The following is a 23,142-nucleotide window of genomic DNA, read 5'->3' on the forward strand; positions in this document are numbered from 1 at the left end:
GATGGGGCTGGAACCCCACTTCTATTCCGCCTCCTACGGCGCGCTCTTCGCGGTGGGCCACACCCTAGGCGGTCTGGCCTTCGCGGCGATGCTGGCCACCCCCGCCAGACCCGCCAGCCCGCCGGTGATGAGGGCCATGATCAGCACCACTTTGGAGATGGAAATCCCGGCGTAGCGGGCCGCGCCGGGGTTCTCCCCCACCACCCGCAACTCGTACCCCAGCGTGGTGCGCGTGAGCAGGACCTGCAGGGCCAGCGCCAGGACAATGCCCAGCACCAGCGTGGGCCAGTGCACCAGCGTGCCGGGGAGGGTGGGCAACTGCTCATAGGGTGCGAACTCGTCGGAATAAAGGAAACCCCGCACGTTCTGGCCCTTCCAGGGGCCGTTGATCAGGTAGATGAGGATGTACTGGGCCACATAGTTGAGCATCAGGGTGCTGAGGATCTCGTTGACGCCGAGCCTCGAGCGCAGCCAGGCCGCCAGCAGCGCCCAGGCCCCGCCCAGCAGCAGGCCCGCCACGAACATCGCCGGCAGGCTCAAGAGGGGCGGCAGCGGCAGGAACAGGGCCACCCCGCCCCCGGCGATGGCTCCCATGAGGATCTGGCCCTCGGCCCCGATGTTGAAGAACTGGGCACGGAAGGCCAGCGTCAGGCCCGCGCCCACCAGCAGGAGCGGGATGGTGCGGCGCAGCACCTCCGATAGGCCCTTCCAGTCGGTGAGGGTGCCCCGGAGCATGGTGCCGTAGGCCTCGAGGGGGCTCAAGCCGTAGGCGGCGAACACGACGCCCGCGATCAGCAAGGCCACCGCGATGGCCCCCAGCGAGACCCAAAGAACGCGCAGGCGGGGCGGGTTGGGTTCGGGGATCAGCCTCATCGCTCCCCCCCCAGTCCGGCCTGGGGCACGGCGGTCGGGGGCTGTGAGCCGGTCATCAGCAGGCCGATCTGCTCGCGGGTGAGGCTGCCGACCTCGAAGGGTCCTTGCAATCGCCCCTGGTAGAGCACCGCCACCCGGTCGGCCAGGGCCAAGATCTCGTCGAGGTCCTCGGAGACCAGCAGCACCCCGGCCCCCTGGTAGGTCTTCTCGAGCAGGATCTGGTGCACCTGCTCGGTGGCCCCCACGTCGAGCCCGTAGGTGGGGTGCACCGCCAGGATCAGCCGGGCCGAAGCGGCCAGTTCGCGAGCCAGGATCACCTTCTGAATGTTGCCACCCGAGAGCAGGCGGGTGGGGGTGGAGGGACTGGGGGTGGCGATGGCGTACTGCTGCACCTGGGTCCTGGCCCGCCGGCCATAAGCGGCGAGGTCACGCAGAAAGCCCTTAGCCAGCGGGGGCTTGCCGTACTCGCGCAGGGCCAGGTTTTCCTCCACCGACATCGGCGGGACCGTGCCCATGCCGATGCGGTCTTCAGGGATGTGGGCCACCCCCATCTCGAAGAGCCGGGCGGGATCGGCGGCCAGGGGCCGCCCCTGAAGGCTGAGCAACCCGGCTTCAGGCTTGCGCAGCCCGGCCAGCACCTCCACCAGTTCGCTCTGGCCATTGCCCGCCACCCCCGCCACGCCCAGAATTTCGCCCTCGCGCAGGCTGAAGCTCACGTCGCGCAGCGCAGGGAGGCCCCGGCTCGAGCGCGCCTGCAAGCCCTGCACCTCGAGCAGCACCCCTCCCAGCCTGGGCTCGGCCCGCTTGCGGTCGAAGCTCACGCTGCGCCCGACCATCAGCTCGGCCAGGCGGGGTTTGGAAGCCTCGGCCAGCGGTAGCTCGCCCACCACCCTGCCGCGCCGCAGCACGCTCACACGGTCGGCGATGGAGAGCACCTCGTCGAGCTTGTGGCTGATGAAGATCAGGGACTTGCCCGCCGAGCGCAGCTCGCGCATCACCTGGAACAGGGCTTCGGCCTCGTGGGGGGTCAGCACGCTGGTGGGCTCGTCGAGGATCAGCACCCGCGCCCCCCGCAACAGCGCCCGCAGGATCTCGATGCGCTGCTTCTCGCCGGGCGAGAGCTGGTGCACGCGGGCGTGGGGATCAACCTCGAGGCCATAGCTGCGGGCGAGTTGCTCGATGAGGGGCGCCATGCGCTGGGCCGGAAACCAGAAACGCCCCACCCCCAGGGCCAGATTCTCGGCTACGGTATGCCGTCCTACCAGCAGGGGGTGCTGGGGCACCAGGCCGATGCCCAGCCGCAGCGCGTGGGCCGGTGAGGCGATGTGCACGGGCTGGCCATCGATGCGAATCTCGCCCTCATCGGGGCGGTAGAGCCCGTAGAGGATGCTGACCAAGGTGGACTTCCCCGCCCCGTTCTCGCCCAGCAGGGCCAGCACCTCGCCCTCCTTGAGCTCGAGGTCTACCCTGTCATTGGCGACGACCCCCGGAAAACGCTTGGTAATGCCGGACAGTTGGAGGATGGTTTGCGCCACAGCCTCTCCCTCTCGGGGTGCATCTTACCTGAAGGTCGGCGGTCGGTAGCCAAACGCTGCACCCTTCACCACCCGATCGCCGCTCTTCGCCAGCGACTCAGAGCGGTTCCCACAAACACCCGCCGGGATCGGCGGGTGTTTGTGGGAACCGCGATCACTTATCCGCTTTCAACACGGTCAGAGTCGTGCCGGGATAGAAGTGCTCGAGGATTTCCCGGTGGCTCTTGCCCGCCCTGGCCAGGCCCCTGGCGCCGTACTGGCTCATGCCGACCCCGTGCCCGTAGCCCCCGCCCCAGAAAGTCAAGCGTTGCAAGTTGCCAGCAGCGCGTTCTTCCTCCCAGGCGAAGGCTGCGCTGGGCAGGGCCGGGAAGTTGGGGCTCGAGACGCCGTTGAAGCGCTCGAGCAGGATATCCGGCCCCCCGGTATAGCGCCTGTCGGGTCGGATCAGGCTGCGGATGTTGGACTCGCGCCCCACCCAGTAGCGTCCCCTGCTGGTGCTGATCTCCAGCTCGGTGATGTAGCCGCCGGAGGTACGCCTCAGGACCTTGAGGCCCTCGAGGGTGCCCAGCTCGAACTCAGGGCGCTCAGGGGCGTAGCGTCCCTCGACGGTACGCACGAACTGGGGCGAGGCGCGCCGCAGGGCGGGGAGGGTCTTGGATAGGATGGCCTCGAGTTCCTCCCGGCTCAGGGTCAAGCGCCAGCGAAACAGCGAGGATTCGCCGTCGTAGAAGCCCTCGGGGCTCCAGTTTTTGAAGAACCCCAGGGCTTGCCCTTCGCCGGTGATGTTGACGGTGAGTGGATTGGCCTGGGTTCTGGCCCTGAGGTAGGCCACCCGGTCGCGGTCGGGCCAGACCTCCTCGATGCTGGCAGTGGAGCCAGGTGAGGTGGAGAAGTAATAGGTCTGGACGGCTTCGCCGCGGTAAGTCAGGACCTGCCCCAAGGTTTCCGCTACGGCCTGGTCGGTGAGGGACTGAGGTGGTTGGGCGTTGTAGAGCTGTTCGCTGGTGCTGTCGTCGAGGTCGGCCCCGAAGGACTTCCAGTAGTTGCGCTCGGGGGGCGCGCTCATGCGGCTATAGGCGTAGGTGCGGGCCGCCACCGCCTGGGCCTTGAGGGCCTCGAGGGGAAAGGTGGGGGGCATCTCGCTGGGCAGCACCCGGCGCAGGTATTCCTGCATGTCAAGCTGGTTGACGACGAGCAGCCTGCCCTCCCGCAGGCTCAGGTGGAGGCTGCCGGGATACTCGGGAAAGAAGCCGGCGCGGTTCTTGGCCCCGATCAGGAAGCGGGTACCAGGCTGGGCTTGGGGGCTCGGTGACACCTCCGCGAAGGCACCTAGGTCGTAGCTCTGGCCCAGCACGCTGGCCCGGATCTGCCCGTTCTCCACCGTGAAGCGAATCGGACCGTCCCCTAGGCTGCTGAAGGCCGGCCTCAGGCTCTGAGGGCCGGGTCCACCCCGTACCTGGGCGCGCTCGTAGAGGGGGATGACCTCGAGGCTGTCGAAGAGGTAGAGACCGGGACCCGACGACAGCAGCACCCGGATGCTCTGCCCGCTCAGGGGAGGGAGCGAGGGCACAGGCTCAGACAAAGGCGAAGGCTCGGCCTGCCGCAGGGAAAACAGCGCCGCCAAGGCGGCACAAGCGAACAGCGCACTCAGGTACATCCGGCTCATTTTCACCGCACCGCATTAGAGTTGTTTAGCAGTACCATCGAGCCGAGTTCACCCACGGTATAGCGGATGTGGGCCAGCAGGGCCTGCATCAGGCGGTCGAGGGGGGCTTCCTGCAGGGCGTCGATGGCCTCGCTGCCGGGAAGGCGCAGCACGGCAGCCAGAGCCTCGAGCCCCTCCAAGCCCAGGTAGACCCCGCCCCTGGTGCTCAGGTCCCCATCGAGCAGGTGGGTGCCCTCCCCGCTCAGGTTGGGAGCCAGCCCCGCCGCTTTGAGGATGCGCCAGCCCCCCCAGATGGCGACCAGGCGGGGGTTGGGGTGCTTGGCCACGCCCCTGAGCGCCGAGACCAGCAGGGGCCACACCCGGCCCGCCACCTCGGGGGAGGCCACCCGGAAGGCCAGTTCGGCCAGGAAGGAGGCAAAGGGGAAGCGCTGGGGGTGCTCGAGGCCCTCCAGCCGTCCCACCAGTTCAGCCTGGGTGAGGGTGGGAAGGTCGGAGCCAGGTTTCTGGTAGACCTGAAAGCGTAGGTGGTGAAACAGCGACAGCCGCCCGCTGCGCCCCGAAGGGCGCATGGCCTTGCGGGCTACGGCCTGGCTGGCCCCCTCCGGTCCTACGAAGGAGAGGATCACGTCGCCACCGGGCATGGCCTTGCGACCCACGACCAGGGCCTCGAGGGTGTGGTAGCGCTCCACTTCCCCATGCTACCGGAGTGAAGCCGCTTTGCCGTCATCTGGGTTGCGGTCAGTTGCGGTCGGCCTCTGGCCTCTACGCCTGCGCCGTGCTGCCGCCGGGCATTTTGAACTCGTCCACGCCGGCTTGCTTGAGCACCTCCTCGGCGATGAGGATCTCGGCTCCCGTGCGCAAGGCCAGGGCCAGGCTGTCGGAGGGGCGGGCATCGACGTCGTACTCTACCCCGCGCTGCTCGAGGATCAACCGGGCGTAGAACGTGCCTTCCTTGAGCTCGACGATCTCGACGCGGTGCAGCTTGACGCTGAGCAGGTCCAGCACCGAGGCAAACAGGTCGGGCAGCAGGGGTCGAGGGGGCTTCTCCTCAGAAAAAGCCGCGAGGATATGCTGGGCCTCGAGGTGACCGATCACGATGGGCAAAATAGGGCCATTCTCGGCCCTAAGCAGTACGATCACGCTGCCGGAGTTGGGTTCCAAGCCCAGATTTTCCACTTTGGCCGGTACCATCGCTCCCTCCTGAAAGTTCGTATTCAGTATAGGCGCTGATCCTTGTTGCCGGGTGTGTGGCTTTGGGGATGCTGCCCCAAACTACACGCTTACGATAAACTTTGGGGGTGAAAACTTACCCAGTCAACATCGCGGGAGTCAAGCGCGAGTTGCCGGTCGTGCAGGTGGGGCCGGGAGTGGCCGTGGCCCTGCTCAACCTGCTGGGCGACACGGAACTGGTCGAAGCGGCAGCCCAGGCCCTAGCTGAGAAACTGCCTGCTGAGGTAGAAACCCTCATCACCCCTGAAGTCAAGGCGGTTCCTCTGGCCCACGCGCTCTCCCGTCTCACCGGTAAGCCCTATGTCGTAGCCCGCAAGACCGAAAAACCCTACATGATCAACCCCGTGACCCGCACGGTGATCTCCATCACTACGGGTAAGCCCCAGCTCCTGGTGCTCGACGGCACCGACGTGCCCCTGGTCAGAGGCAAGAAAGTCGCCATCGTAGACGACGTAGTCTCCACTGGCAGCACCCTCAAGGGCCTGCGCGAGCTGATCGAGGATGTGGGCGGCCAGATGAGCGCGGTGCTGGCGGTTTTCACCGAGGGAACCCCTCGCGATGACGTGGTGGCCCTGGGGCACCTGCCCCTCTTCGAGCCGGAACGGTAAACTAGGAATCGAGGTCAAAAATGAGCATGGACACCTACCCTATCACGGTGGGCCGTGTCACCCGGCACGTGCCTCTGGTCGAAACCCTCCCCGGCGTCAGGATCCCCCTGATCGAGCTGATGGGCGATGTCGAGCTGGTCAACGCAGCAGCAGAAGCCCTGCTCAAACACCTGCCCCCCGAAACCGACTACCTGCTGACCATGGAGACCTCGCCCATCGTGCTGGCCCACGCCATGAGCGAGATGTCAGGCAAGCCCTACGTCGTCGTGCGCCGTCGTCGCCGCCCCTATATGCAAGACCCCATCATCCAGGAAGTGCAGTCGCTCACCCTGGGCGTCAGTGAGACCCTGTGGCTCGACAGCCGCATGGCCGAGAAACTCTTGGGCCAGAACGTGAGCCTGGTGGTGGACGTGGTCTCCTCGGGCGGGACGATCATGGCGCTCGAGAAGGTCGCCATTCGTGCCGGAGCCAAAGTAGTCGCCCGCCTGGCGGCCTTCCACCAGGGCACCAACAAGCTGCCCGTCACCTTCCTGTCAGAAATCCCCATCCTGCAGACGGCCTAAACGCTACAGAACGCTCGCAGGGCGCACCGGAAGCAGGGTGCGCCCTAGCCCTTCCGGCGCTGGGCAAAGAGCCAGCGGGGAAGTTCTTCGTCGGCGTAACCCCTGTCCCAGACGGCGTGGCCCACGTTGTCGTACTCGGTGAAGCGGTGGACTTTGTTGCCGCCCTTCTCCAGCGCCCGCCTCAGCACCCGGCTGAACTCCACGGGCACCACCTCGTCGTCGGTGCCGTGGAAGTTCCATACCGGCAGGTGTTGCAGGCTGAACATCACCCGGAAAGGGTCGGCGGCCCCGCACATGGGGGCGATGGCGGCGAAGCGGTCGGGGTAGAAGCAGGCCAGGTTCCAGGTGCCGTGGCCGCCCATGGAGAGCCCAGTGAGGTAAAGGCGGTCGGGGTCGGTGCCAAACTCCCGCTCCAGCCGCCCGATCAGCCGGTAGACCGACTCGAGGACGAAGCCCTCCCAGCGCAGCCCCTCGGGGCACTGCGGCATCGCCACGATGCCCGGCCAGCGCTCAGGATGCTGCTTGAGGTACTTCGGAAGCCCTACGGTAGTCTGTTTTCTGCCGTCACAACCACGCTCGCCCGAGCCGTGCAGGAAGACCACCAGCGGCCAGCCCTCTTTGGGCGGGGAGCCACCGGGAACGTACAGCGCGTAGGGCAGGGTGTCGAAGGCGGCTTTGCGGTAGCGGAAGCGCACGCTCATGGCCCTCAGTCTAGGGCCTTGTCCAGCACCGCCAGCGTCACAGTGGCCTTGGAGACCAGCTTTTGCGTGTACAGCTCCGACTCGACGACGCTCAGGCTCTTCCCCGGCTTGAGCACCTGGGCCCGGCAGCGCAGGCGCTCGCCCTGGGCCGGGCGCAGCAGGTTGATCTTGAACTCGACCGTCAGGACGTACTGGCCCGGCCTAATGAGCGTGGCAGCGGCGGTCCCCGCGCTGTGATCGGCCATCGTCGCCTGCACGCCCGCGTGGATGAAGCCGTCCTGCTGCTGGTGCCGCTCGCCGATCTCGATCTCGGTCTCGCACCAGCCCTCGCCCGCGTCCACCAGCCGCATCCCGAGGTGGCGGATGAAGTGGGCGGTCTGGTAGAGACGCTGGATCTCCTCGAGGTTGATGGGCTTCATGGCTTTATTTTCGCCATGCGCTGATTTTCTGCTTGAGTTCCTCGGTAGACAGCACACGGTTGGCGCGGGAGTCCTCCAGAGCGCGATCTACCATCCGGGCGAACGCCAGCTCACGCAGGATTTCCTCAAAGCTGCTGTCTTCGGGCTGCTCCTCGATGATCCGGGTCATGCGCTCCTTGAGCGACACGCCTGGAGCATAGCTCACGCTCGCACCCGCATACCAACGTCGGATGTCAAGGCTCAGACCAGCACGGGTTCCTCGTAGACCCCGTACACCGCCCGCAGTTCGTCCATCATCTCGCCTAGCGTGGCATAGGCCAGGGCGCACTCGACGAAGTGGGGCATGGTGTTGCGGCCTTCCCTGGCGGCCTGGCGCAGGCCCTCGAGGGTCATCTGCACGGCGACGGGGTCACGCTCACGGCGTACCTGGGCCAGCCGGGCGTTCTGCACCTTCTCCACCTCGGGATCGATGAGCTGGATAGGCACCTGCAAGCCCTCGTCCTGGAAGGCATTCACGCCTACGATGATGCGCTCGCCCCGCTCGACTTCCTGCTGGTAGCGGTAGGAAGCATCGGCGATCTCGCGCAGGAAGTAGCCCTCCTCGATAGCTCGCACCACCCCGCCCATGCGGCGGATTTCCTCGATGATGGCCATGGCCTGGCGTTCCATCTCGTCGGTAAGCCACTCGACGTAGTAGCTGCCGGCCAGAGGGTCGGCGGTGTGGGTCACGCCGCTCTCGTAGGCGATGATCTGCTGGGTGCGCAGGGCGATCTTGGCCGAGTCCTCGGTGGGCAGAGCCAGCGCCTCGTCGTAGGCGTCGGTGTGCAGGGAGTTGGTGCCCCCCAGCACGGCGGCGAGGGCCTGGATGGCCACGCGGGCGATGTTGTTGAGGGGTTGCTGCGCGGTGAGGGAAACGCCAGCAGTCTGGGCGTGGGTGCGCAGCATCCAGCTCTGGGGGTTCTTGGCCTTGTAGTGCTCGCGCATCTGCTTAGCCCAGATACGCCGCGCGGCGCGGAACTTGCACACTTCCTCGAAGAAGTCGTTGTGGGCGTTGAAGAAGAAGGAGATGCGCGGGGCAAACTCGTCGATGTCGAGGCCGCGCTTGAGGGCAGCCTCGACGTACTCGAAGCCATCGGCCAGGGTATAGGCCAGCTCCTGCACGGCGGTGGAGCCCGCCTCGCGGATGTGGTAGCCTGAGACCGAGATGAAGTTCCACTTCGGCACGTTGCGGGGGCCCCACTCGAAGGTGTCGATGACGAGCTTGACGCTGGGCTCGGGCGGGAAGATGAACTCTTTTTGGGCGATGAACTCCTTGAGGATGTCGTTCTGGATGGTACCGCCCAGCTTCTCCCAGCGGTAGCCCTTCTTCTTGGCCGCCGCCAGGTACATCGCCCAGATGGCGTTGGCGGGGGAGTTGATGGTCATGGAGGTGGTGACCTCTTCGAGGTTGATGCCCTCGAAAAGGATCTCCATGTCGGCCAGGCTGGAAACGGCCACCCCGCACTTGCCCACCTCGCCCTTGGAGAGGGGGTGGTCGGAGTCGTAGCCCATGAGGGTGGGCAGGTCGAAGGCGGTGGAGAGGCCCGTCTGGCCCGCCGCCAAAAGCTTCTTGAAGCGCTCGTTGGTCTGCTCGGCGGTGCCGAAGCCCGCGAACATGCGCATGGTCCACAAGCGGCTGCGGTACATCGAGCCGTACACCCCGCGGGTATAGGGGTACTCGCCGGGGTGACCCAGCTTCTCGTCGTAGTTGAAGCCCTTGAGGTCTTCGGGAGTGTAGAGCGGCTCAGGGGCGATGTCCGAGAGGGTCTTGTGCGCCACCGGGCGCTCGGGCATCTTCTCAACCGACTTGCGGTAGGTTTCCCGCATCCAGGCGTGCTTGGGACGGGTTGGGGTCATGGCAAGATTATATAACGTTTTTGAGTCTGTAGAGTATCAAAGCGTCAGACGATTAAAGACAGTGCTTTTCTCGGGTGTAAAGGGACAAAAGTTTGGGTACAAATCCCCCTACCACCGCTATACCCTTTCCCGTACTTTAGATTTCGAAGGAGAAGTTAATCACTTTTTCGAGCGGAGGTAGATATGGCAGCGGCAAGGATCGGCACCAATGTCCAGATACCTGAGCCCAGCATCACGCGCTTTCTCTTCGCGGACGCCAGGCTTTCGCCCATCTGGCTGGTCTTGCGGGTTTACCTGGGTTGGCAGTGGCTCGAGGCGGGTTGGGGCAAGCTCACCAACCCGGCGGGGGTTTGGGTCGGGGATAAGGCGGGAGCGGCGGTGGGCGGCTTCCTCGAGCGGGCCCTGAGCAAGACCACCGGCGAGCACCCCGACGTGACGGGCTGGTACGCCTGGTTCATCCAGAACGTGGCCCTGCCCAACAAGGTGCTCTTCAGCTACCTGGTGACCTACGGGGAAATCCTGGTCGGGCTGGCGCTGATCGTGGGGCTCCTCACCGGCTTCGCAGCCTTTTTCGCCGGCCTGATGAACGCGGCCTTCCTGCTCGCGGGCACCGTCAGCTCCAACCCCTGGATGTTCATCGTCGCCACCTGGCTCGTCCTCGCCTGGCGCACCGCGGGCTACTTGGGCCTCGACTACTTCGTCCTGCCCCGGCTGGGCGTGGCCTTCAGGAGAAGGAGCGAAGCAGGATCGCAATAGCCCATGGCCCAATGCAAAGCGCCTTTGGTAGGGGCAGGTCTCGTACCTGCCCCTTCGGGTTTGGGAGAGCAGCTCTACCGCCGGAGCGTAAAGCTGTCGAGAAGCTTGTTTCCGGGCGCTACCGCCGTAAAACTCAGCCGCTCTTCGGAGGCCTCGAGCACCCCGAAGTGGGCTTCCACGACGCGCACCCGGCTCTGGGGCACGGCCTTGAGGAAGCCGCGCAGGTAGGCTCCGCCGCCGCCGGAAACCACATGGGTGATGCCTCTGGCCTCGAGGCGCTCATAGTCGTGGTCGTGGCCGGCGAGCACTAAGCGGACTTCGTAGCGCAGCAGCAGGGGCTCGAGGCTGCTGCGCAGGCTGCGGCTGCCCCCGTGAAACCCTGAGCTGTAGAGGGGTCGGTGCAGCACCAGCACCTTCCAGGGAGCCCTCGAAGTCTTGAGGGCGGTCTCGAGCCAGCTTCGCTGCGCCGGGTCGAACACCTCGGAATAGACCACGAAGACCTCGAGCGCCCCCAGCCGGAAGCTGTAGTAGGGTCGTTCCACGCCGAAGAGCCTGAGCTGCGCCCCCAGCGCCGGGACGTCGTGGTTGCCGAAGGCCGGGTAGATGCGGACTTTGGGCAGGTCGTCGATGAAAGCCTGCACGGGCTCGCCCCTGGGATAAAAGTTGTCTCCCAGCGTGATCAGGCCGTCAAAAGGGTGCTTCTCGTGGGCTTCGCGCATGGCCTGGGCCACTTGGGGTCGGTGGGGGCTGGCCGCCCCCCAGTCTCCGATGACGGCGAGGCGCTGGGCGCATACCCACGACCCCAACAGCAGCAGCAGGATCAGCGTTCGCAGAAGCATCGGGCCTAGCCTACCGGATTTTGGCGGGGGCTGCCCCTACAGAAGCCGCCCATAGCCAAGGTGCGTCGAGGGCTCGTGGCTATCCCCGGAGGCAGAGGAGGGCATTAGGCGTCCAGCGTCTTGCGTACGACGTAGGACTTACGACCCCATGGCTACCGAGCATCGACTTGTTCAAGCGTCCGACCTGAGATGCACGTGCATATGAAACACCTCCTGCCCGCCCTTCTCGCCCACGTGGATGCGCACGAAGTAGCCCTCGAGGCCCATCTGGCGGGCGATGCGGTTGGCCGTGAGCAGCAGCTTGCCCAGCTTGAGCGCGCCCTCTTCGGTGTCGGGGTAGTCGGCCAGGGTGGGGATATACTCCTTGGGACAGACCAGGATGTGCACCTTCGAGCGGGGGCGAATGTCCTGGAAAGCGATGAACTCCTCGTCTTCGTAGACGATGCTGGCGGGGATTTCACGGCGAATGATCCTGCCGAAGACGGTGGGATTATCCATGCGCAATACTTTAAGCCATGACCGCTCGAGCCCTCTGGACAGGCATCCTCCTCATCCTCGTGAGCACCATCGCCGTAGTGGCTTCGAAGCCCACGCCCACGGCCTTCATCCCCGGCATCCTGGGCCTCCTGATCGCCTTGCTGGGCATCGTGGGCGAGAAAAACCCTGGCCTTCGCCGCCACGCCATGCACGCGGCGCTGGGCCTGGCGGCGCTGGGCATCCTGGGCTCACTGCGCGCAATCCCCGACTTCCTCACTCTGCTGGGCGGGGGCAGCGTCGAGCGCCCGCTGGCGAGTATGGCCCAGTTCGCCACCCTCTTCATCTGCCTGGGCTTGGTGGCGCGGGGGGTGCAGAGCTTTCTCGAGGCGCGGCGGAAGCGCTGAGCAAGGCCACCGGGTACACTTAGACCATGAACCGCGCCCCAGACTGGCTGGAGCAGGCCGAGAAGGACCTGGCCCTCGCAGAAATCGCCCGCAACGCCACCCGACACGAGTGGGCCTGCTTCGCAGCTCAGCAGGCGGCGGAAAAAGCGGTGAAGGCCCTGCACCTCTCCTGCGGCCAGGAAGCCTGGGGGCATCTGGTGGCGCGACTCCTGCGCGAACTTCCTCTCCTCGCCCCTCAAGAACTCGTGGAAAAGGCCAGAACACTGGATACTTTCTACATTCCAACCCGCTACCCAGATGCCTTCCCCGAAGGCTCCCCAAGCGAGCACTACGGCCCCATGCAAAGCGAGGAGGCAATTCGCTATGCCCGTGAGATCCTTGCGTTCGTCCGTGATCACATGGCCCAGCCGTGAAGCGGTGGAGCAGGTCTTGAGGGAGTGGCTACAGCGGCTCGAGCTCCCCGGTCTCCTGGCAGCGGGCTACTTCGGCTCCTATGCTCGCGGCGATCAGGGTCCAGGAAGCGACCTGGACATCATCCTCATCGTTCAGGAGGCTTCTTTGCCCCCCTGGCAGAGGCCCCGCCTCCTGCCCCTGGAGGAGTTGCCCGTGCCGGCTGAAGCCCTGGTCTACACCGAGACCGAGTGGCGGAGCCTGCCTCGAGCCAGCCCCCGTTTCGCCCGGACTCTGGCCCTCGAGGCCCGCTGGCTCATCGGCCCACCTACGCTCTAGGCCATCGGCAACAGCATCCGCTGGGGCTCTTCCTTCACCGCCTCCACCGGCCCGATGAGGGTGTAGCCCTCGAGGCGCTCGACCCGCACCCACACCGTCTGGCCCTGCTTGAAGGCGGGGCCATCGGCCAGGACCTCGTAGTAGTCGGGGGTGTGGCCCACCCATTGCCCCCCGCAGCGGGACTCAAGCAGCACCTCCACCCGGCTGCCGAGCTTGGGGGCGATGCGCCAGGCAGCGAGTTGTTGGGCCAGGGCGATGATCTCGTGGGTGCGGCGCTTGCGAATTTCGATGGGCACCTGGGGTAGGGAGGCGGCGCGGGTCTTGGGACGGGGGGTGTAGGTGAAGGCGTGGACGCGGCTAGGGCGCAGCTCGCGCAGGAACTCCAGCGTCTGCTGGTGTTCTTCTTCGGTCTCGGTGGGCAGGCCCGCGATGACGTCGGTGGTGAGGGCGAAGCCGGGGATCAGCTCGTAGGCCCGCATGACCAGCTCGCGGTAGTACTCCTTGTCGTAGCGGCGGCCCATCAGCTTGAGCAGGCGCTGGGAACCGGTTTGCAGGCTCAGGTGCAGGTGGGGCCGCACCTGGGGGGCATAGCGGGCGATGGTGCGCAGCAGGGTCTCGTCGGTGTCCTCGGGCTCGATGGAACTCAGGCGCACCTTGGCCCCCATCAGGGCCAGTTCCTCCACCAGGCCCGCCACCCCACGCGGGTGGCCTTTGTACGAACCCAGCCGCACCCCGGTCAGCACGATCTCCTGCACGCCGGCCTCGAGCAGACCCCGCGCCTCGCTCAGCGCGTCCCGGCTGTCGCGGTGGCGCTCACGCCCGCGCAGGCGGGGAATGATGCAGTAGGCGCAGCCCACGTTGCAGCCATCCTGCACCTTGACGAAGGCCCGCACCCAGTTGTTGAGCAAGCCGCGCTCCCCGGCCCCCCAGAACTCGTTGGGCGGGGTGGTGAGGGGGTCGGCAGGCAGGCCGAAGTGCTCGAGGATCACCCTAGGCAACTCGGCTTTGCGGGCGTTGGGCACCACGGCGTCGGCGCCCAGTTCGGCCAGTTGGTCCGGCGCGAGTTCGGCGTAGCAGCCGGTGACCACGATGAAAGCCTGGGGGTTGGCCCGCCGCGCGCGGCGCACCTCCTTGCGGGCGTCGGCCTCGGCGGTGGTGGTCACGGCGCAGGTGTTGATCACCACCAAGTCGGCCCCCTCCTCCAGCCGCACCACCTCGGGCTCGAGGGCCCGCAGCAGCCCGACTAAAGCATCCGACTCGACCTGATTGACCTTGCAACCCAAGGTGCGCACCGCCAGCCGCATAGCTGAAATATTGTCGAGGGTCAGGGGGCGGGGGTCAAGGGCCGGGGAACAGCGCTTAGCTACGGCGTTCGACGCACGTAGCACGTACAATGACCCTCGTGATCACACTCGAGGACATCCAGGCCGCCGCCCGCCGCATCGCCCCTTATGTTCACCGCACGCCGGTGCTCACCAGCCGCAACCTGGACCAAATGTTGGGCAAGGAGCTTTTCTTCAAGGCCGAGCACCTGCAAAAAACCGGCAGTTTCAAGGCTCGAGGCGCGGTCAACGCCGCTTTGCAACTGCAAAACCCCAAGGGCATCATCGCCGTGTCCTCGGGCAACCACGCCCAGGGCGCGGCCTACGCGGCCCAGGTGATCGGGGTTCCGGCGCTGGTGGTCATGCCCCAGGACGCCTCCGAGACCAAGAAGGCCGCCACCCGCGCCTACGGGGCCCAGGTCTTCGACGAGGGCGTGACGGTGGAGAACCGCGAGGAAATCGTGCGGCAGAAGGCCGCCGAGCTAGGCTACGCCCTGATCCACCCCTTCGACGACTACGCGGTGATGGCCGGACAGGGCACCCAGGCGCTGGAGTTGCTCGAGCAGGTCGAGGGCCTCGAGGCCGTGCTGGTGGCGGTGGGCGGCGGGGGCCTGATCTCGGGCATCGCCACCGTGGTCAAGCACCTGCGGCCCGAGTGCGAGGTGATCGGGGTCGAGCCCGAGAACGCCAACGACGCGCAGCAGAGCCTTCGCTCAGGCCACCGCGTCCGGCTCGAGCAGGCCCCTCAGACCGTGGCCGACGGCGTGCGCACGCTGATGGTTGGCGAGCGCACCTTCGCGGTGATGCAAAAGCACGTCGATCGCATCCTCACCGTGCCCGACGAGGTGACGCTCGAGGCCCAGCGTCTGATGATGAGCCGCCTCAAGCAGGTCGTCGAGCCCACCGCCGGGCTGGCCCTCGGCCCGGTTTTGATGGGTTACGACCTGCCCAGGCGGGTAGCCGTGATCGTCTGCGGGGGCAACTGGATGCCGTAATGGCCGAGGGTCGAAGGCTGGGGGTGCGTCCCCCTAGCCCTCGACCACCGCCCCTCAGCGCCCGAGGATGCGCTCGAGGACCAACCGCACCACGCCCGCCGTCTCGGCCATGACCTGGGGGTCGGCCACGGTGTCGGTGGGCTGGTGGTAGTTGGGGTCTATCCCCCAGTGAAAGAACAACACCGGCACCCCGGCCTGGGCGAAAGGCGTGTGGTCGCTGCCCCCGGAGTTGCCGATGTCGTTGAACTGCACCCCGCTCCGCTCGAGCAGCTCCAGCAGCGCCGGGTTGCCGCCTATCCCCAGCGCGGAACTCGCCCTCACCCCCACCATGTCCAGGTTGATCATGGCCCTGAGACCCCGCACCCACTCGGGATAAGCCTGCACGAAGTTGCGCGATCCCCACAGCCCGTCCTCTTCCCCGTCGAACCACACGAACCACACGTCCCTTGCCCAGCTCTCCGAGCGCAGGGTTCGCGCGAGCTCGAGCGCCGTCACCGTGCCCGAAGCGTTGTCGTTGGCCCCCGGCGCACCCGGCACCGAGTCGTAGTGCCCGCCCACGACCACGCCGGGAGCCTGGCTGTCGGCCCGGCGGGCGATGACGTTGCGGGCCTGGGCCTGCTCGAGCACCGACCCCACCACCAGCCGCACCCGCTCCCCGCTACGGGCGAACAACCCCTCTCCGTCCCGACCGGCGACCGTGACCCCTGGAATTGGCCCCGTAGCCCCGTAGGTGCCCCGCACCCCACCCGGCTCGTTGTTGACCACCACGATCGCCAGTGCGCCTCTGGCCGCGGCCTGGCGGGCTTTCTCGAGGAAGGGAATCCCCCCGCGCCGCACCACCACGATCTTGCCCTGCACGTCCAGGTTGTCATAGTCGCCCGCCGCGCCAATCCCCGGCACCGCCTGCAGCACTGCCTCGAAGCTTCCGCCTGGGCTGCCCGAAAGCGCGAAGGCCTCGAGGCGGCTCTCCCCCAGACTCAGGCTGCTGCCGGTGTCGCGGCTGCGGGTGTAGCTGAAGGACTGGAACTCCGTCACGTAGCCAGCGGCCCTGGCCTGCTGTGCGAGGTACTCGGCGGCCTGGGCCGCGGCAGGGCTCCCCGCCACCCTGGGCCCGATCCCCACCAAATAGTCCAGATCGGCCTTCGCCCGCTCCGGAGCAAAGGAAAGCGCGCTAAAGCCGAGAAGCAAGATGAGCCACAGGCCGCGTTTCATGGAAACAGTGTGGCGGCAAGACCCCAAACGAACCATCGGCCAGATCACGGAAAAGGCTGGCTTTGCTCAGCATCTTCCTCGCCAGGGCTTCGTTGTCCAAATCGGGGTACTTGGCCCGCAAAGACTGGATGTAAGCTCCGACCTGGCCCGCGTCGTGCACAACTGGGCCGAAGCGGTCGAGGGGCGGCGGATGCGGGCTTTGGGGTCTTCCTCATAGGGAAGCTTCCTTTCTCCAGTGATGGCCTGCGTTGCTCTATACGAACCATTTGCGCCAAGGCTGCAAAGCCTCCCGCCACAGGCGCTCGACCGGCCAAGCCTCTGCTGGGCGCCCCAGCTCGACGCACACGCCCAGGTACACGTCCACCCACAACCAGTCGAGCTTCTCGAGAGAGGCGAGGAACCTTGCCATTTCACGTAGGTTGGGAGACCCTTTTATTTCCTCGGTATCCGGGAGCTCGAAGCTCTCGAAGTGGGTGGATAGGGCCCAACCGTCGTGTTGAGCTAGCCAGAAACTCTGGGGTGCCCTCTTTCCTCGCTCTTGCAAGTCCGATTTTAGTTGATGGGGCCGCGATTGCGGAAGCGCAGGTATTCCCCGTCAATGTAGGGGAGAACTGTGTGGTCGCGCATTCCTTCAAGAAGATTGAGCATACGAGGTGCAGCACTGCAATCAATTTCGACGCAGTTGCCGTTGACGTTGATCTGAGGTGTCTCTTGCATACCCTCGGCCAGGCGACGTAAGAAGTAGGCCAGATCTTCGGGGTGATCTATACCTTCAAAACACACCCGGTTTCCTTCGTGAATTGCTCTCGACATAGCTCCATCTTAACGCAGAGGAACCGGGAATGCCCGGTTCCTTGCGACACGGAGGGGAGAAAGAAGCCCCTTCCACTAATCATGGTAGCTGGAAGACTTGAGCCGGTCAAGGTTTTAGAACTTTAGCAAGGGCAGTGTGAGGCGGGCCAGACCCATCTGCGCCGTCACGAAATCCACGTAGAGCCGGAGGTAGGGCCAGAGGTTTAGCGGCAAGTTCTGCTGGGCAAAAGTCTGGAATACAGACCCCTGGGGAAAAATGGCTGAACGGTACATCCCCACAGCCTTTGCACGGACTTGGCCGAACGGCCTGCCGTCCTCCAACAAGGTGACGGTCATGACTAGGCCCGCCCGAAAACCCCCGTCGAAGGGCTCCGGCCCGAAGGGTTCTAGGTTCACCGTAGCTCCCTTCTTGCCTTCGGGGCTGCGCTCGAGCTTTGCGGACAGCTCCTCGAGGGTAACCCCCAAGAGCTCGAGCCCGGCGATGAATTCCCCGTACACTTCCGGGGTTGGCTCATCCTTCTTGGCCTTCAGCAACCCCAACCGTCTGAGCTCGTTATAGGCGTGCTGATAGCGTATTCCAAGGGCCTTGGCGACCTCTGATACAGTCTTTCCTTCCTGATAGAGCCGACGGATTTGCTCAGCCTTGCTCATATCAGGCGGCGCGCTCCCCGAAGTGAACCAGTTTCATCCCGCTAAGGGGCGCGACTTCCCACTCGCTCTCCTTGCCTGGGGCTTCGCTCAGCGGGAAGCGAGCCACTTCGCCCGCCTCGTCGGCGAAGCCAAGCGTGACCCGGTACCCCAAAGCGCTGGCGTATCGAACCAGGGTTTCGAGCGAGAGCGAGAGCCCCTCGACAGCTTCAATCTGGGCCACCCGACTGCGGTTGAGCCCCATGCGTTCGGCGAGGACCCGCTGGGGCAGGCCGCGGTTCTGCCGGAGCGACTTCAAGACCTCACCTAGCTCCTCGTCGAGGACATCCCGATACGCCTCGCGGAGTTCGGGGGTGTCCAGGTCGTCCTTGAAGAACTCCTCTACGTTGGTGAGCTTGCGCTTCATGGTCTAGTCCTCCGAGTTGAGCTCCGTGTAAGCCCGCAGAGCATAGTCGATGAGTTCGCGGTCGGCTTTGTCCCGCTGCTTGACTTCACCTGCTGCCGCCACAAACACGGTCTTCTCTTGACGCCAATAGTAGATACGGATGCCTGAGCGGTGACGCAACTCCCAGACCGGCCCCTCGATGTGCTTAGCCCAAGGCTCTTTCAGGTCGGGTCCTATGGTTGGTAATAGCTCTTTGAGCATCCAGCGGGCTTTGGCATAGAGCGATGGGTTGGTCTGCTTGAGTTCCTCGAGCCAGGACTTGATTTGCGACCGACCCTTAGCATCTTCATAAAGCAGAACCTGATAGTTCGCCGCCACAGGCTACCTCTAGGTTAGCTTTTCCTAACCTCACTGTCAATGTGAGCTATACGGTCCCAGGCTTCCAGCACCAGCCGCATGGTGCGGTACTCGCCGTAGGCCTTGATTTCCTTATCCTTGAGCACCCGGAAGGTCTCGCCGGGGAAGGAAGGCCCCTTCACGCTCTGGGGGTCGAGGATGTAGCAAAGCTCCTCGCGGTTCAGGCCGTAGAGGCGGGCGTAATAGGCGTCCAGCTCGGCCCGCAGGCGGGCCCGGCGCTCCTCGTCCCAGCGGAAGGGAGGGAAGGGGTAGGGGCTTTCCACCCAAGGGGGAGGGGCGTCCGGGTGGCCTCCGTTGGCCCGGTGCTGGGCCAGGAGGGCTTCCCGCAGGGCCACGTCCGCCTCCGCCCACACGTCCTGGGCCAAGGGAGCCAGGTCCCAGGCGGTGTAGGTGAGCTCGAGGATGCGGGGGACGAGGAAGAGGAGGTCGGCCTGGGTGTAGCGGTCGGGGGGGAGGACGGGAAGCTGTTTCACTACGTGGTACTTCAGATGTGTCCCGCCGATTTTCTGTCTGGCGGTGTAGTCAAAGACCAAGCTGTTTAGGGAGCCCAGCAAAGCGAGAACGAAATGCGCGGGTTTATCAGAAAGCATTTGGAGAAAGGTGTCACCTGCTGCCACCCTGGGGTAAATGGCGGCGATCATCGTGCGCTCGTTGGTAGCGTTGGTAATATCCCGCCAGCCCAAAAGCCACCCCCGCCCCCACTGCCACACCTCGTTCCCGTTCCTATCCCGCTTCACCAGGCGCTCCTCCACCTCTTCTCGCCGCACCCAGTAGCGGGGGAGGGGCAGGCGGACGGGGTCTTGGTGTTCCTCCGGGGCCAGGTCGCGGGTGTCGGCGCCCTCGTAAGTGGCGAAGCGGTGGTCGAAGTGCCAGATGAGCTTGGCTTCGTAGAGGGGCAGGTAGACCTCTTCCCCCCGCACGAGGCGGTTGCTCACCAGGGTGAAGCCTTGGGCCTCGAGGGCCCCCCGCTCCCGGAAGAGGGGGGAGTCGTTGGCCATGTCCAGCATGCGCAAGAACCGCACCCCCCAGGGGTTCTCCTCCGGCTCTTCCTTCCACAGCACCGGCACCCGGCGGTAAATCTTCTTGGTCAGCTCGGCGTCGGCGCGGGTGCGGAAGACGGGGCAGGTGCGGGTGTTAGGGTTGAGGAGGGCGAAATCCTCCGGAGTCAGGCTGAAAACCCGCTCGGGGTCTTTGAGCTGAGCCACGTTGGTGGCGAAGAAGGCGAGCTTGGCGGGGCTACTGGTGCGCGACTCCCGGCCTCGCAGAGCCAGGACGCTGAACTTCATACGGCTGTCCACCGCCGGGAACAGCCCCTCGCGGTTCTCGAAGTCCAGCAGCGCGGCCAGTTGGCCCTGCTCCACCAGGTCGGCGAAGAACTCCTTGTTGGAGTCGTCGGTGGCGATGCCGGTGGGGACAATCACCCCGGCGCGGCCCTGGTGGCTCATCACGGTGCAGCCCAGTTCGGCAAAAACCTGATAGGTGTTGACGTCGCCCCCGCCCGTGAGGGGGTAACGCCCGGAGGTGCGCAGGAAGTTGCTGATGTTCTCGGCGGCGTTCAGGGCCTCCTGGAAGGCCGCGTAGAGCGCGGGGTCGCTCTCCTTCAGTCCGTCAATGAGCCTCTTACGCCGGGCGGCGTTCTCGGCTTGGGCGATTTCCTCGTGGCGGCCCGCGAAGAACTCCTTCTCCTGGAGCTTGACCCGCTCCCAAGGGGGGTTGCCCAGCACCACGTCGAAGCCACCCCCCGGTTTGAGCCCACCGGTCTCGCGGTCGAAGAAGACCTCGGCGAACTCGAGCCACCAGTGGAAGAAGCGGTACTTGCTCCTGGCCTCGTCTATGGGCTCGGCCAGGCCGCTTTTCCTGCACATCTCCTTGGCGGAGAGGCGGGTGAACTGCTCTTCGGTCAGCGTGATTAGACCCACCATGTCCGGCAGCTTCTCACCAGGGCCGACCCGCGCGAACCAGGCCGCCGTCCAGTAGTCGGCCAGGAACTCGTACTTGCGCACGAGCTCGCTCTGGCGCCACTCACGATAGGCCTGGGCTTTGGAGCGCACCTGCTCGAGGGAGTCCTCGGGGGCCTCGAGGGGCGGGACCTTGAGGGGCTCTTTGAATAGCCGGTGGGGTTGGGAGCGCCATTTCTCCAGCGCCTTCTTGCCCAGGGCCTTGGAGAGGTTGCGGGCCATATCCGGCACGTCGGCGCGCTTGTGGGCCTCGGCGGGGATGCCCAGCTCGTAGAAGCCCGGCGGCGCCCCCACGAGCGAGTTGCCCACCTTGATGTGGTGGTCCAGGAAGCCCAGGGGCTTGCCCGGCTCGGCCATCTCCATCCACAAGGCTACCTTGCACAACTCGGCGGACATCTCGTTGACGTCCACCCCGTAGAGACAGTTGCGGATTACATCGCGCAGGGCCGAGCGCAGGGCCTCGGGGCTGGGCTCGTCCTCCCCCGAGCGCAGCCGGGCCAGGGCGCGGGCGATGCGGTGGGCGGCGGCAATCAGGAAGTGGCCGGAGCCCACGGCAGGGTCCACCACCTTGAGGGCGAGGATGGGCTTCTCGCGTTCGCCTGGGGGCAGGCGGCGGGCCTGCTGCAAAGCCTCTTCCAGCTTGGGGGTAAGGGCCTCGTCCAGCACCACCTGCACCAGGTCGTCCGGGGTGTAGTAGCTGCCGGTGGTCTTGCGCTCGTTGCCGGAGAGGGTCCGTAGGGCGAAGTGGGCCGCCCCTACGTCTACCTCCGGCACCAACTCCAGCAGTTGCTCGTAGACGCTGCCCAGCTCAGGGGCTCCGAGGTTCTTGTAGTCCACCGGGCGCAGCACCCCCTCGGCCTGGGTGAAGGCCAAAGCCCGCACAGCATCCAGGAAGCTGCGGTTGGCCAGCTCGGCCTGGAAGAGGTGGGGGGTGGCGGTAGGCTCGAAGAGCAGGGAGTTCAGCGGCTTGAGGGCCAGGGCGGGGGCCCCCTGATCGTTTAAGAAGCCCGCGATGAGCTTGTGCTGATGGTACAGGTCGGGGTGGCGCGTGCCCGTGACCCGCTCGGCGATGCGGCGCAGGCGGCGGGTGGAGTAGTGCTCGAGGTAGGTCTGGCGGGCCTCGGGCGGAGCCCCCTCGTCGAGCAGCACCTCGCGGTCTTCGGCTACGAACAAAAACAAAAGCCGGTAGACCAGGCGCAACAGCTCCCGGTAGTAGCCCATAGGGGTGAGAGCTCCGCTACGCAGGGCTTCTTTGAGGGGGGTGTTGGCCGGATGGGCCAGAAAGCCCTGGCCCAGGTGCACCAGGGCCTCCCGCACCCCCTCGCGCAGCCGCTCCAGGGCCCGCTTGCCCTGAAGGGCCCCCTGCTGGCTCCAGCGCTCAAGCCAGCACTCCGAGAGGGGCTTGCCGTCGGTGTAGACCCGCGACTCGTGGGCCAGCAGCCACAACAGGGCAAAGTCGGCGTAAGCCTCGGACTCGAAGAGGGTCTCGAGGTCGAACTCCACGTAGGCCTGGCGGGTGAGGGCGGCGTTGTCGCGCAGCAGACGCAGCTTGAGTCCGTTGGCGACGAAGCCCCACAACGCCTCCGAGCGGTTGAGGTACTCCTGCACGAGCCCGTGGGGGCTCTGGCGGGCAGCCCCCACCGCGCCGGGGGTGCGCCGGTCGAGGTCCACGCCCGCTCCCACCAGGTGGATGGGCACCCCGTTCCACTCGTGGGAGATGGGGTAGGGTTTCCCTTCGACCTCGAGGCCCCGCGCCAGGGGAAGGCGGCCATAGCCCAGCTCCTGGAAGAGGGGCAACAAGAGTTTCTCGCGGGTCAGGCCGGTGGCGGCATCGGTTGCAGGCAGGTTGGCCCTGGCAGTTTGGAAGTTGGCCCACACCGCCAGCATCCGGCCCCAACTGCGGCTGATGGCCTCGCTCAGGCGCTCGCCCACCAGGTGGTAGTCGTCGGCCTCGAGGCCGCCCAGTTCTTTATCCAGGGCCGCCACCCGCTGCAACAGCTCGGAGGGCAGTAGGCCACCGACGGTCCTGATGTTGGAAAGGGAAGCGTTCTTTGCCATAGGGTTTCCGGCCTTCCGGTACTAACATGACCTTGTGAGGCTGTCCGAGCGCATTACCTTCGACCCGCTGGTCATGGGGGGGCGTCCGTGCATTCGGGGAACGCGCATCACCGTGGGCGCCATCCTCAACCAGCTCCGTTTCCAGACCCCGGCGGAAATCCTGCGCGACTACCCCGAGCTCGAGCCGGGGGACATCGACGCCGCGCTGGAGTACGCGGCCTTCCTGGCCGAGGAGCGTGAGGTCGCGATTTGAAAATCCTGCTGGACATGAACCTCACCCCTCGCTGGGTGGGGTTCTTGCGTGAACGGGGTCTCGAGGCCGTGCGATGGTCGGAGGTGGGGCTGACCAGCGCAAACGACCTCGGGGTGTTGCGCTTCGCTGCCGCCCAGGGGTACTTGCTCCTGACCCATGGCCTCGACTTTGGCGACCTGCTGGCGTATAACCGCGAGGCGAGCCCCAGCGTGGTGATTCTGCGGGGAGTGGACTTGCGACCTGAGGCCAGCGGAGAGCGCCTGCTGCAGGTGCTGGCGGCTGCGGCAGAGGTGCTCGAGGCCGGGGCCAACGTGGCGATGGACTCCCGCCGGGCCCGCGTGCGCCCGTTGCCCCCGTTGCCTTTGGAGTAGCGAGGGTAGGGCAC

28 protein-coding genes are annotated in these 23,142 nt (G+C 65.9%); 9 read left to right on the forward strand and 19 right to left on the reverse strand.

What is annotated here, in order from left to right; genetic code table 11:
• Positions 1-33: 33 nt before the first annotated feature.
• The 5 genes from Mrose_RS05980 to Mrose_RS06000 form a co-directional block, all read right to left on the reverse strand.
• Positions 34-873, reverse strand: a complete 840-nt coding sequence (locus Mrose_RS05980) for an ABC transporter permease (protein WP_245969597.1) — start codon at positions 871-873, stop codon at positions 34-36.
• Positions 870-2,396, reverse strand: a complete 1,527-nt coding sequence (locus Mrose_RS05985) for an ABC transporter ATP-binding protein (protein WP_220452293.1) — start codon at positions 2,394-2,396, stop codon at positions 870-872. Before Mrose_RS05985 ends, Mrose_RS05980 begins: the two co-directional genes overlap by 4 nt.
• Positions 2,397-2,562: 166 nt before the next feature.
• The gene (locus Mrose_RS05990; protein ID WP_119276518.1) at positions 2,563-4,065 is read right to left on the reverse strand and encodes a SpoIID/LytB domain-containing protein; all 1,503 of its coding nucleotides are present in this window, start codon (positions 4,063-4,065) and stop codon (positions 2,563-2,565) included.
• 11 nt (positions 4,066-4,076) lie between these two features.
• Positions 4,077-4,763, reverse strand: a complete 687-nt coding sequence (gene recO / locus Mrose_RS05995; protein WP_119276519.1) for a DNA repair protein RecO — start codon at positions 4,761-4,763, stop codon at positions 4,077-4,079.
• 73 nt (positions 4,764-4,836) lie between these two features.
• Entirely contained in the window at positions 4,837-5,265 is a 429-nt protein-coding gene (locus Mrose_RS06000; protein ID WP_119276520.1) for a bifunctional nuclease family protein, read from the reverse strand.
• A gap of 107 nt (positions 5,266-5,372) precedes the next feature.
• Between Mrose_RS06000 and Mrose_RS06005 the strand changes: the two genes are divergently transcribed.
• Both Mrose_RS06005 and Mrose_RS06010 read left to right on the forward strand, forming a co-directional pair.
• Positions 5,373-5,912, forward strand: a complete 540-nt coding sequence (locus Mrose_RS06005; RefSeq protein WP_119276521.1) for a phosphoribosyltransferase family protein — start codon at positions 5,373-5,375, stop codon at positions 5,910-5,912.
• Positions 5,913-5,938: 26 nt separating this feature from the next.
• Complete coding sequence (locus tag Mrose_RS06010; protein WP_119276561.1) at positions 5,939-6,475, forward strand: type I phosphoribosyltransferase; 537 nt, start codon at positions 5,939-5,941, stop codon at positions 6,473-6,475.
• 44 nt (positions 6,476-6,519) lie between these two features.
• On the opposite strand, the gene Mrose_RS06015 is transcribed toward Mrose_RS06010, so the two are convergent.
• The 4 genes from Mrose_RS06015 to Mrose_RS06030 are packed head-to-tail and all read right to left on the reverse strand — an operon-like array spanning position 6,520 to position 9,491.
• Positions 6,520-7,176, reverse strand: coding sequence for a carboxylesterase family protein (locus Mrose_RS06015; protein ID WP_119276522.1), 657 nt, complete (start codon positions 7,174-7,176; stop codon positions 6,520-6,522).
• A 5-nt stretch (positions 7,177-7,181) separates the two neighbouring features.
• Positions 7,182-7,595, reverse strand: a complete 414-nt coding sequence (locus Mrose_RS06020; protein WP_119276523.1) for a PaaI family thioesterase — start codon at positions 7,593-7,595, stop codon at positions 7,182-7,184.
• A 4-nt stretch (positions 7,596-7,599) separates the two neighbouring features.
• Positions 7,600-7,782, reverse strand: a complete 183-nt coding sequence (locus tag Mrose_RS06025) for a hypothetical protein (protein ID WP_119276524.1) — start codon at positions 7,780-7,782, stop codon at positions 7,600-7,602.
• Positions 7,783-7,835: 53 nt separating this feature from the next.
• Complete coding sequence (locus tag Mrose_RS06030; RefSeq protein WP_119276525.1) at positions 7,836-9,491, reverse strand: acyl-CoA mutase large subunit family protein; 1,656 nt, start codon at positions 9,489-9,491, stop codon at positions 7,836-7,838.
• A gap of 183 nt (positions 9,492-9,674) precedes the next feature.
• On the opposite strand from Mrose_RS06030, the gene Mrose_RS06035 reads away from it, so the two are divergent.
• Entirely contained in the window at positions 9,675-10,247 is a 573-nt protein-coding gene (locus Mrose_RS06035; protein WP_119276526.1) for a TQO small subunit DoxD, read from the forward strand.
• A 74-nt stretch (positions 10,248-10,321) separates the two neighbouring features.
• Here the strand turns inward: Mrose_RS06035 and Mrose_RS06040 are convergent, their stop codons facing one another.
• Positions 10,322-11,086: a metallophosphoesterase family protein gene (locus tag Mrose_RS06040; protein WP_119276527.1), complete on the reverse strand. Its 765-nt coding sequence runs from the start codon at positions 11,084-11,086 to the stop codon at positions 10,322-10,324.
• A gap of 171 nt (positions 11,087-11,257) precedes the next feature.
• Positions 11,258-11,584: an HIT domain-containing protein gene (locus tag Mrose_RS06045; protein ID WP_119276528.1), complete on the reverse strand. Its 327-nt coding sequence runs from the start codon at positions 11,582-11,584 to the stop codon at positions 11,258-11,260.
• Between the two features lie 17 nt (positions 11,585-11,601).
• Here Mrose_RS06045 and Mrose_RS06050 point away from each other — a divergent pair, with 17 nt between their 5' ends.
• Genes Mrose_RS06050 through Mrose_RS06060 form a run of 3 tightly spaced genes read left to right on the forward strand, consistent with a single transcriptional unit; the run spans position 11,602 to position 12,696 of the window.
• Positions 11,602-11,967 (forward strand): hypothetical protein, encoded by a 366-nt coding sequence (locus Mrose_RS06050; protein WP_119276529.1) that lies wholly within the window; start codon positions 11,602-11,604, stop codon positions 11,965-11,967.
• A gap of 26 nt (positions 11,968-11,993) precedes the next feature.
• Positions 11,994-12,380: a HEPN domain-containing protein gene (locus Mrose_RS06055; protein WP_119276530.1), complete on the forward strand. Its 387-nt coding sequence runs from the start codon at positions 11,994-11,996 to the stop codon at positions 12,378-12,380.
• The gene (locus tag Mrose_RS06060; protein ID WP_119276562.1) at positions 12,331-12,696 is read left to right on the forward strand and encodes a nucleotidyltransferase domain-containing protein; all 366 of its coding nucleotides are present in this window, start codon (positions 12,331-12,333) and stop codon (positions 12,694-12,696) included. Before Mrose_RS06055 ends, Mrose_RS06060 begins: the two co-directional genes overlap by 50 nt.
• On the opposite strand, the gene Mrose_RS06065 is transcribed toward Mrose_RS06060, so the two are convergent.
• The gene (locus Mrose_RS06065) at positions 12,693-14,000 is read right to left on the reverse strand and encodes a MiaB/RimO family radical SAM methylthiotransferase (RefSeq protein WP_119276531.1); all 1,308 of its coding nucleotides are present in this window, start codon (positions 13,998-14,000) and stop codon (positions 12,693-12,695) included. The genes Mrose_RS06060 and Mrose_RS06065 overlap by 4 nt on opposite strands.
• Positions 14,001-14,098: 98 nt before the next feature.
• Between Mrose_RS06065 and Mrose_RS06070 the strand changes: the two genes are divergently transcribed.
• The gene (locus Mrose_RS06070) at positions 14,099-15,013 is read left to right on the forward strand and encodes a threonine/serine dehydratase family protein (protein ID WP_119276532.1); all 915 of its coding nucleotides are present in this window, start codon (positions 14,099-14,101) and stop codon (positions 15,011-15,013) included.
• Positions 15,014-15,067: 54 nt separating this feature from the next.
• Here the strand turns inward: Mrose_RS06070 and Mrose_RS06075 are convergent, their stop codons facing one another.
• From Mrose_RS06075 to Mrose_RS06105, 7 genes are all read right to left on the reverse strand, one after another.
• Positions 15,068-16,225: a M28 family metallopeptidase gene (locus Mrose_RS06075; RefSeq protein WP_119276533.1), complete on the reverse strand. Its 1,158-nt coding sequence runs from the start codon at positions 16,223-16,225 to the stop codon at positions 15,068-15,070.
• 253 nt (positions 16,226-16,478) lie between these two features.
• Positions 16,479-16,634 (reverse strand): hypothetical protein, encoded by a 156-nt coding sequence (locus Mrose_RS18795; RefSeq protein ID WP_182482696.1) that lies wholly within the window; start codon positions 16,632-16,634, stop codon positions 16,479-16,481.
• 143 nt (positions 16,635-16,777) lie between these two features.
• A complete protein-coding gene (locus Mrose_RS06085) occupies positions 16,778-17,038 on the reverse strand; it encodes a hypothetical protein (RefSeq protein ID WP_119276535.1) in 261 nt (86 codons plus the stop codon).
• Between the two features lie 114 nt (positions 17,039-17,152).
• Positions 17,153-17,689: a helix-turn-helix domain-containing protein gene (locus Mrose_RS06090; RefSeq protein ID WP_119276536.1), complete on the reverse strand. Its 537-nt coding sequence runs from the start codon at positions 17,687-17,689 to the stop codon at positions 17,153-17,155.
• A gap of 1 nt (position 17,690) precedes the next feature.
• Positions 17,691-18,092: a helix-turn-helix domain-containing protein gene (locus tag Mrose_RS06095; protein ID WP_119276537.1), complete on the reverse strand. Its 402-nt coding sequence runs from the start codon at positions 18,090-18,092 to the stop codon at positions 17,691-17,693.
• Positions 18,093-18,095: 3 nt separating this feature from the next.
• Positions 18,096-18,449, reverse strand: coding sequence for a type II toxin-antitoxin system RelE/ParE family toxin (locus Mrose_RS06100; RefSeq protein ID WP_119276538.1), 354 nt, complete (start codon positions 18,447-18,449; stop codon positions 18,096-18,098).
• A gap of 14 nt (positions 18,450-18,463) precedes the next feature.
• Positions 18,464-22,504 carry an Eco57I restriction-modification methylase domain-containing protein gene (locus Mrose_RS06105; protein ID WP_119276539.1) on the reverse strand — a complete coding sequence of 1,347 codons (4,041 nt, stop codon included), beginning with the start codon at positions 22,502-22,504 and terminating at the stop codon, positions 18,464-18,466.
• Between the two features lie 34 nt (positions 22,505-22,538).
• On the opposite strand from Mrose_RS06105, the gene Mrose_RS06110 reads away from it, so the two are divergent.
• Positions 22,539-22,757, forward strand: a complete 219-nt coding sequence (locus tag Mrose_RS06110; protein WP_119276540.1) for a DUF433 domain-containing protein — start codon at positions 22,539-22,541, stop codon at positions 22,755-22,757.
• Positions 22,754-23,128, forward strand: a complete 375-nt coding sequence (locus Mrose_RS06115; RefSeq protein ID WP_182482697.1) for a DUF5615 family PIN-like protein — start codon at positions 22,754-22,756, stop codon at positions 23,126-23,128. Before Mrose_RS06110 ends, Mrose_RS06115 begins: the two co-directional genes overlap by 4 nt.
• The last annotated feature ends 14 nt before the right edge of the window (positions 23,129-23,142 follow it).

The sequence above is a fragment of the Calidithermus roseus genome, assembly GCF_003574095.1.
In the GTDB taxonomy this organism is placed as follows: Bacteria; Deinococcota; Deinococci; order Deinococcales; family Thermaceae; genus Calidithermus; species Calidithermus roseus.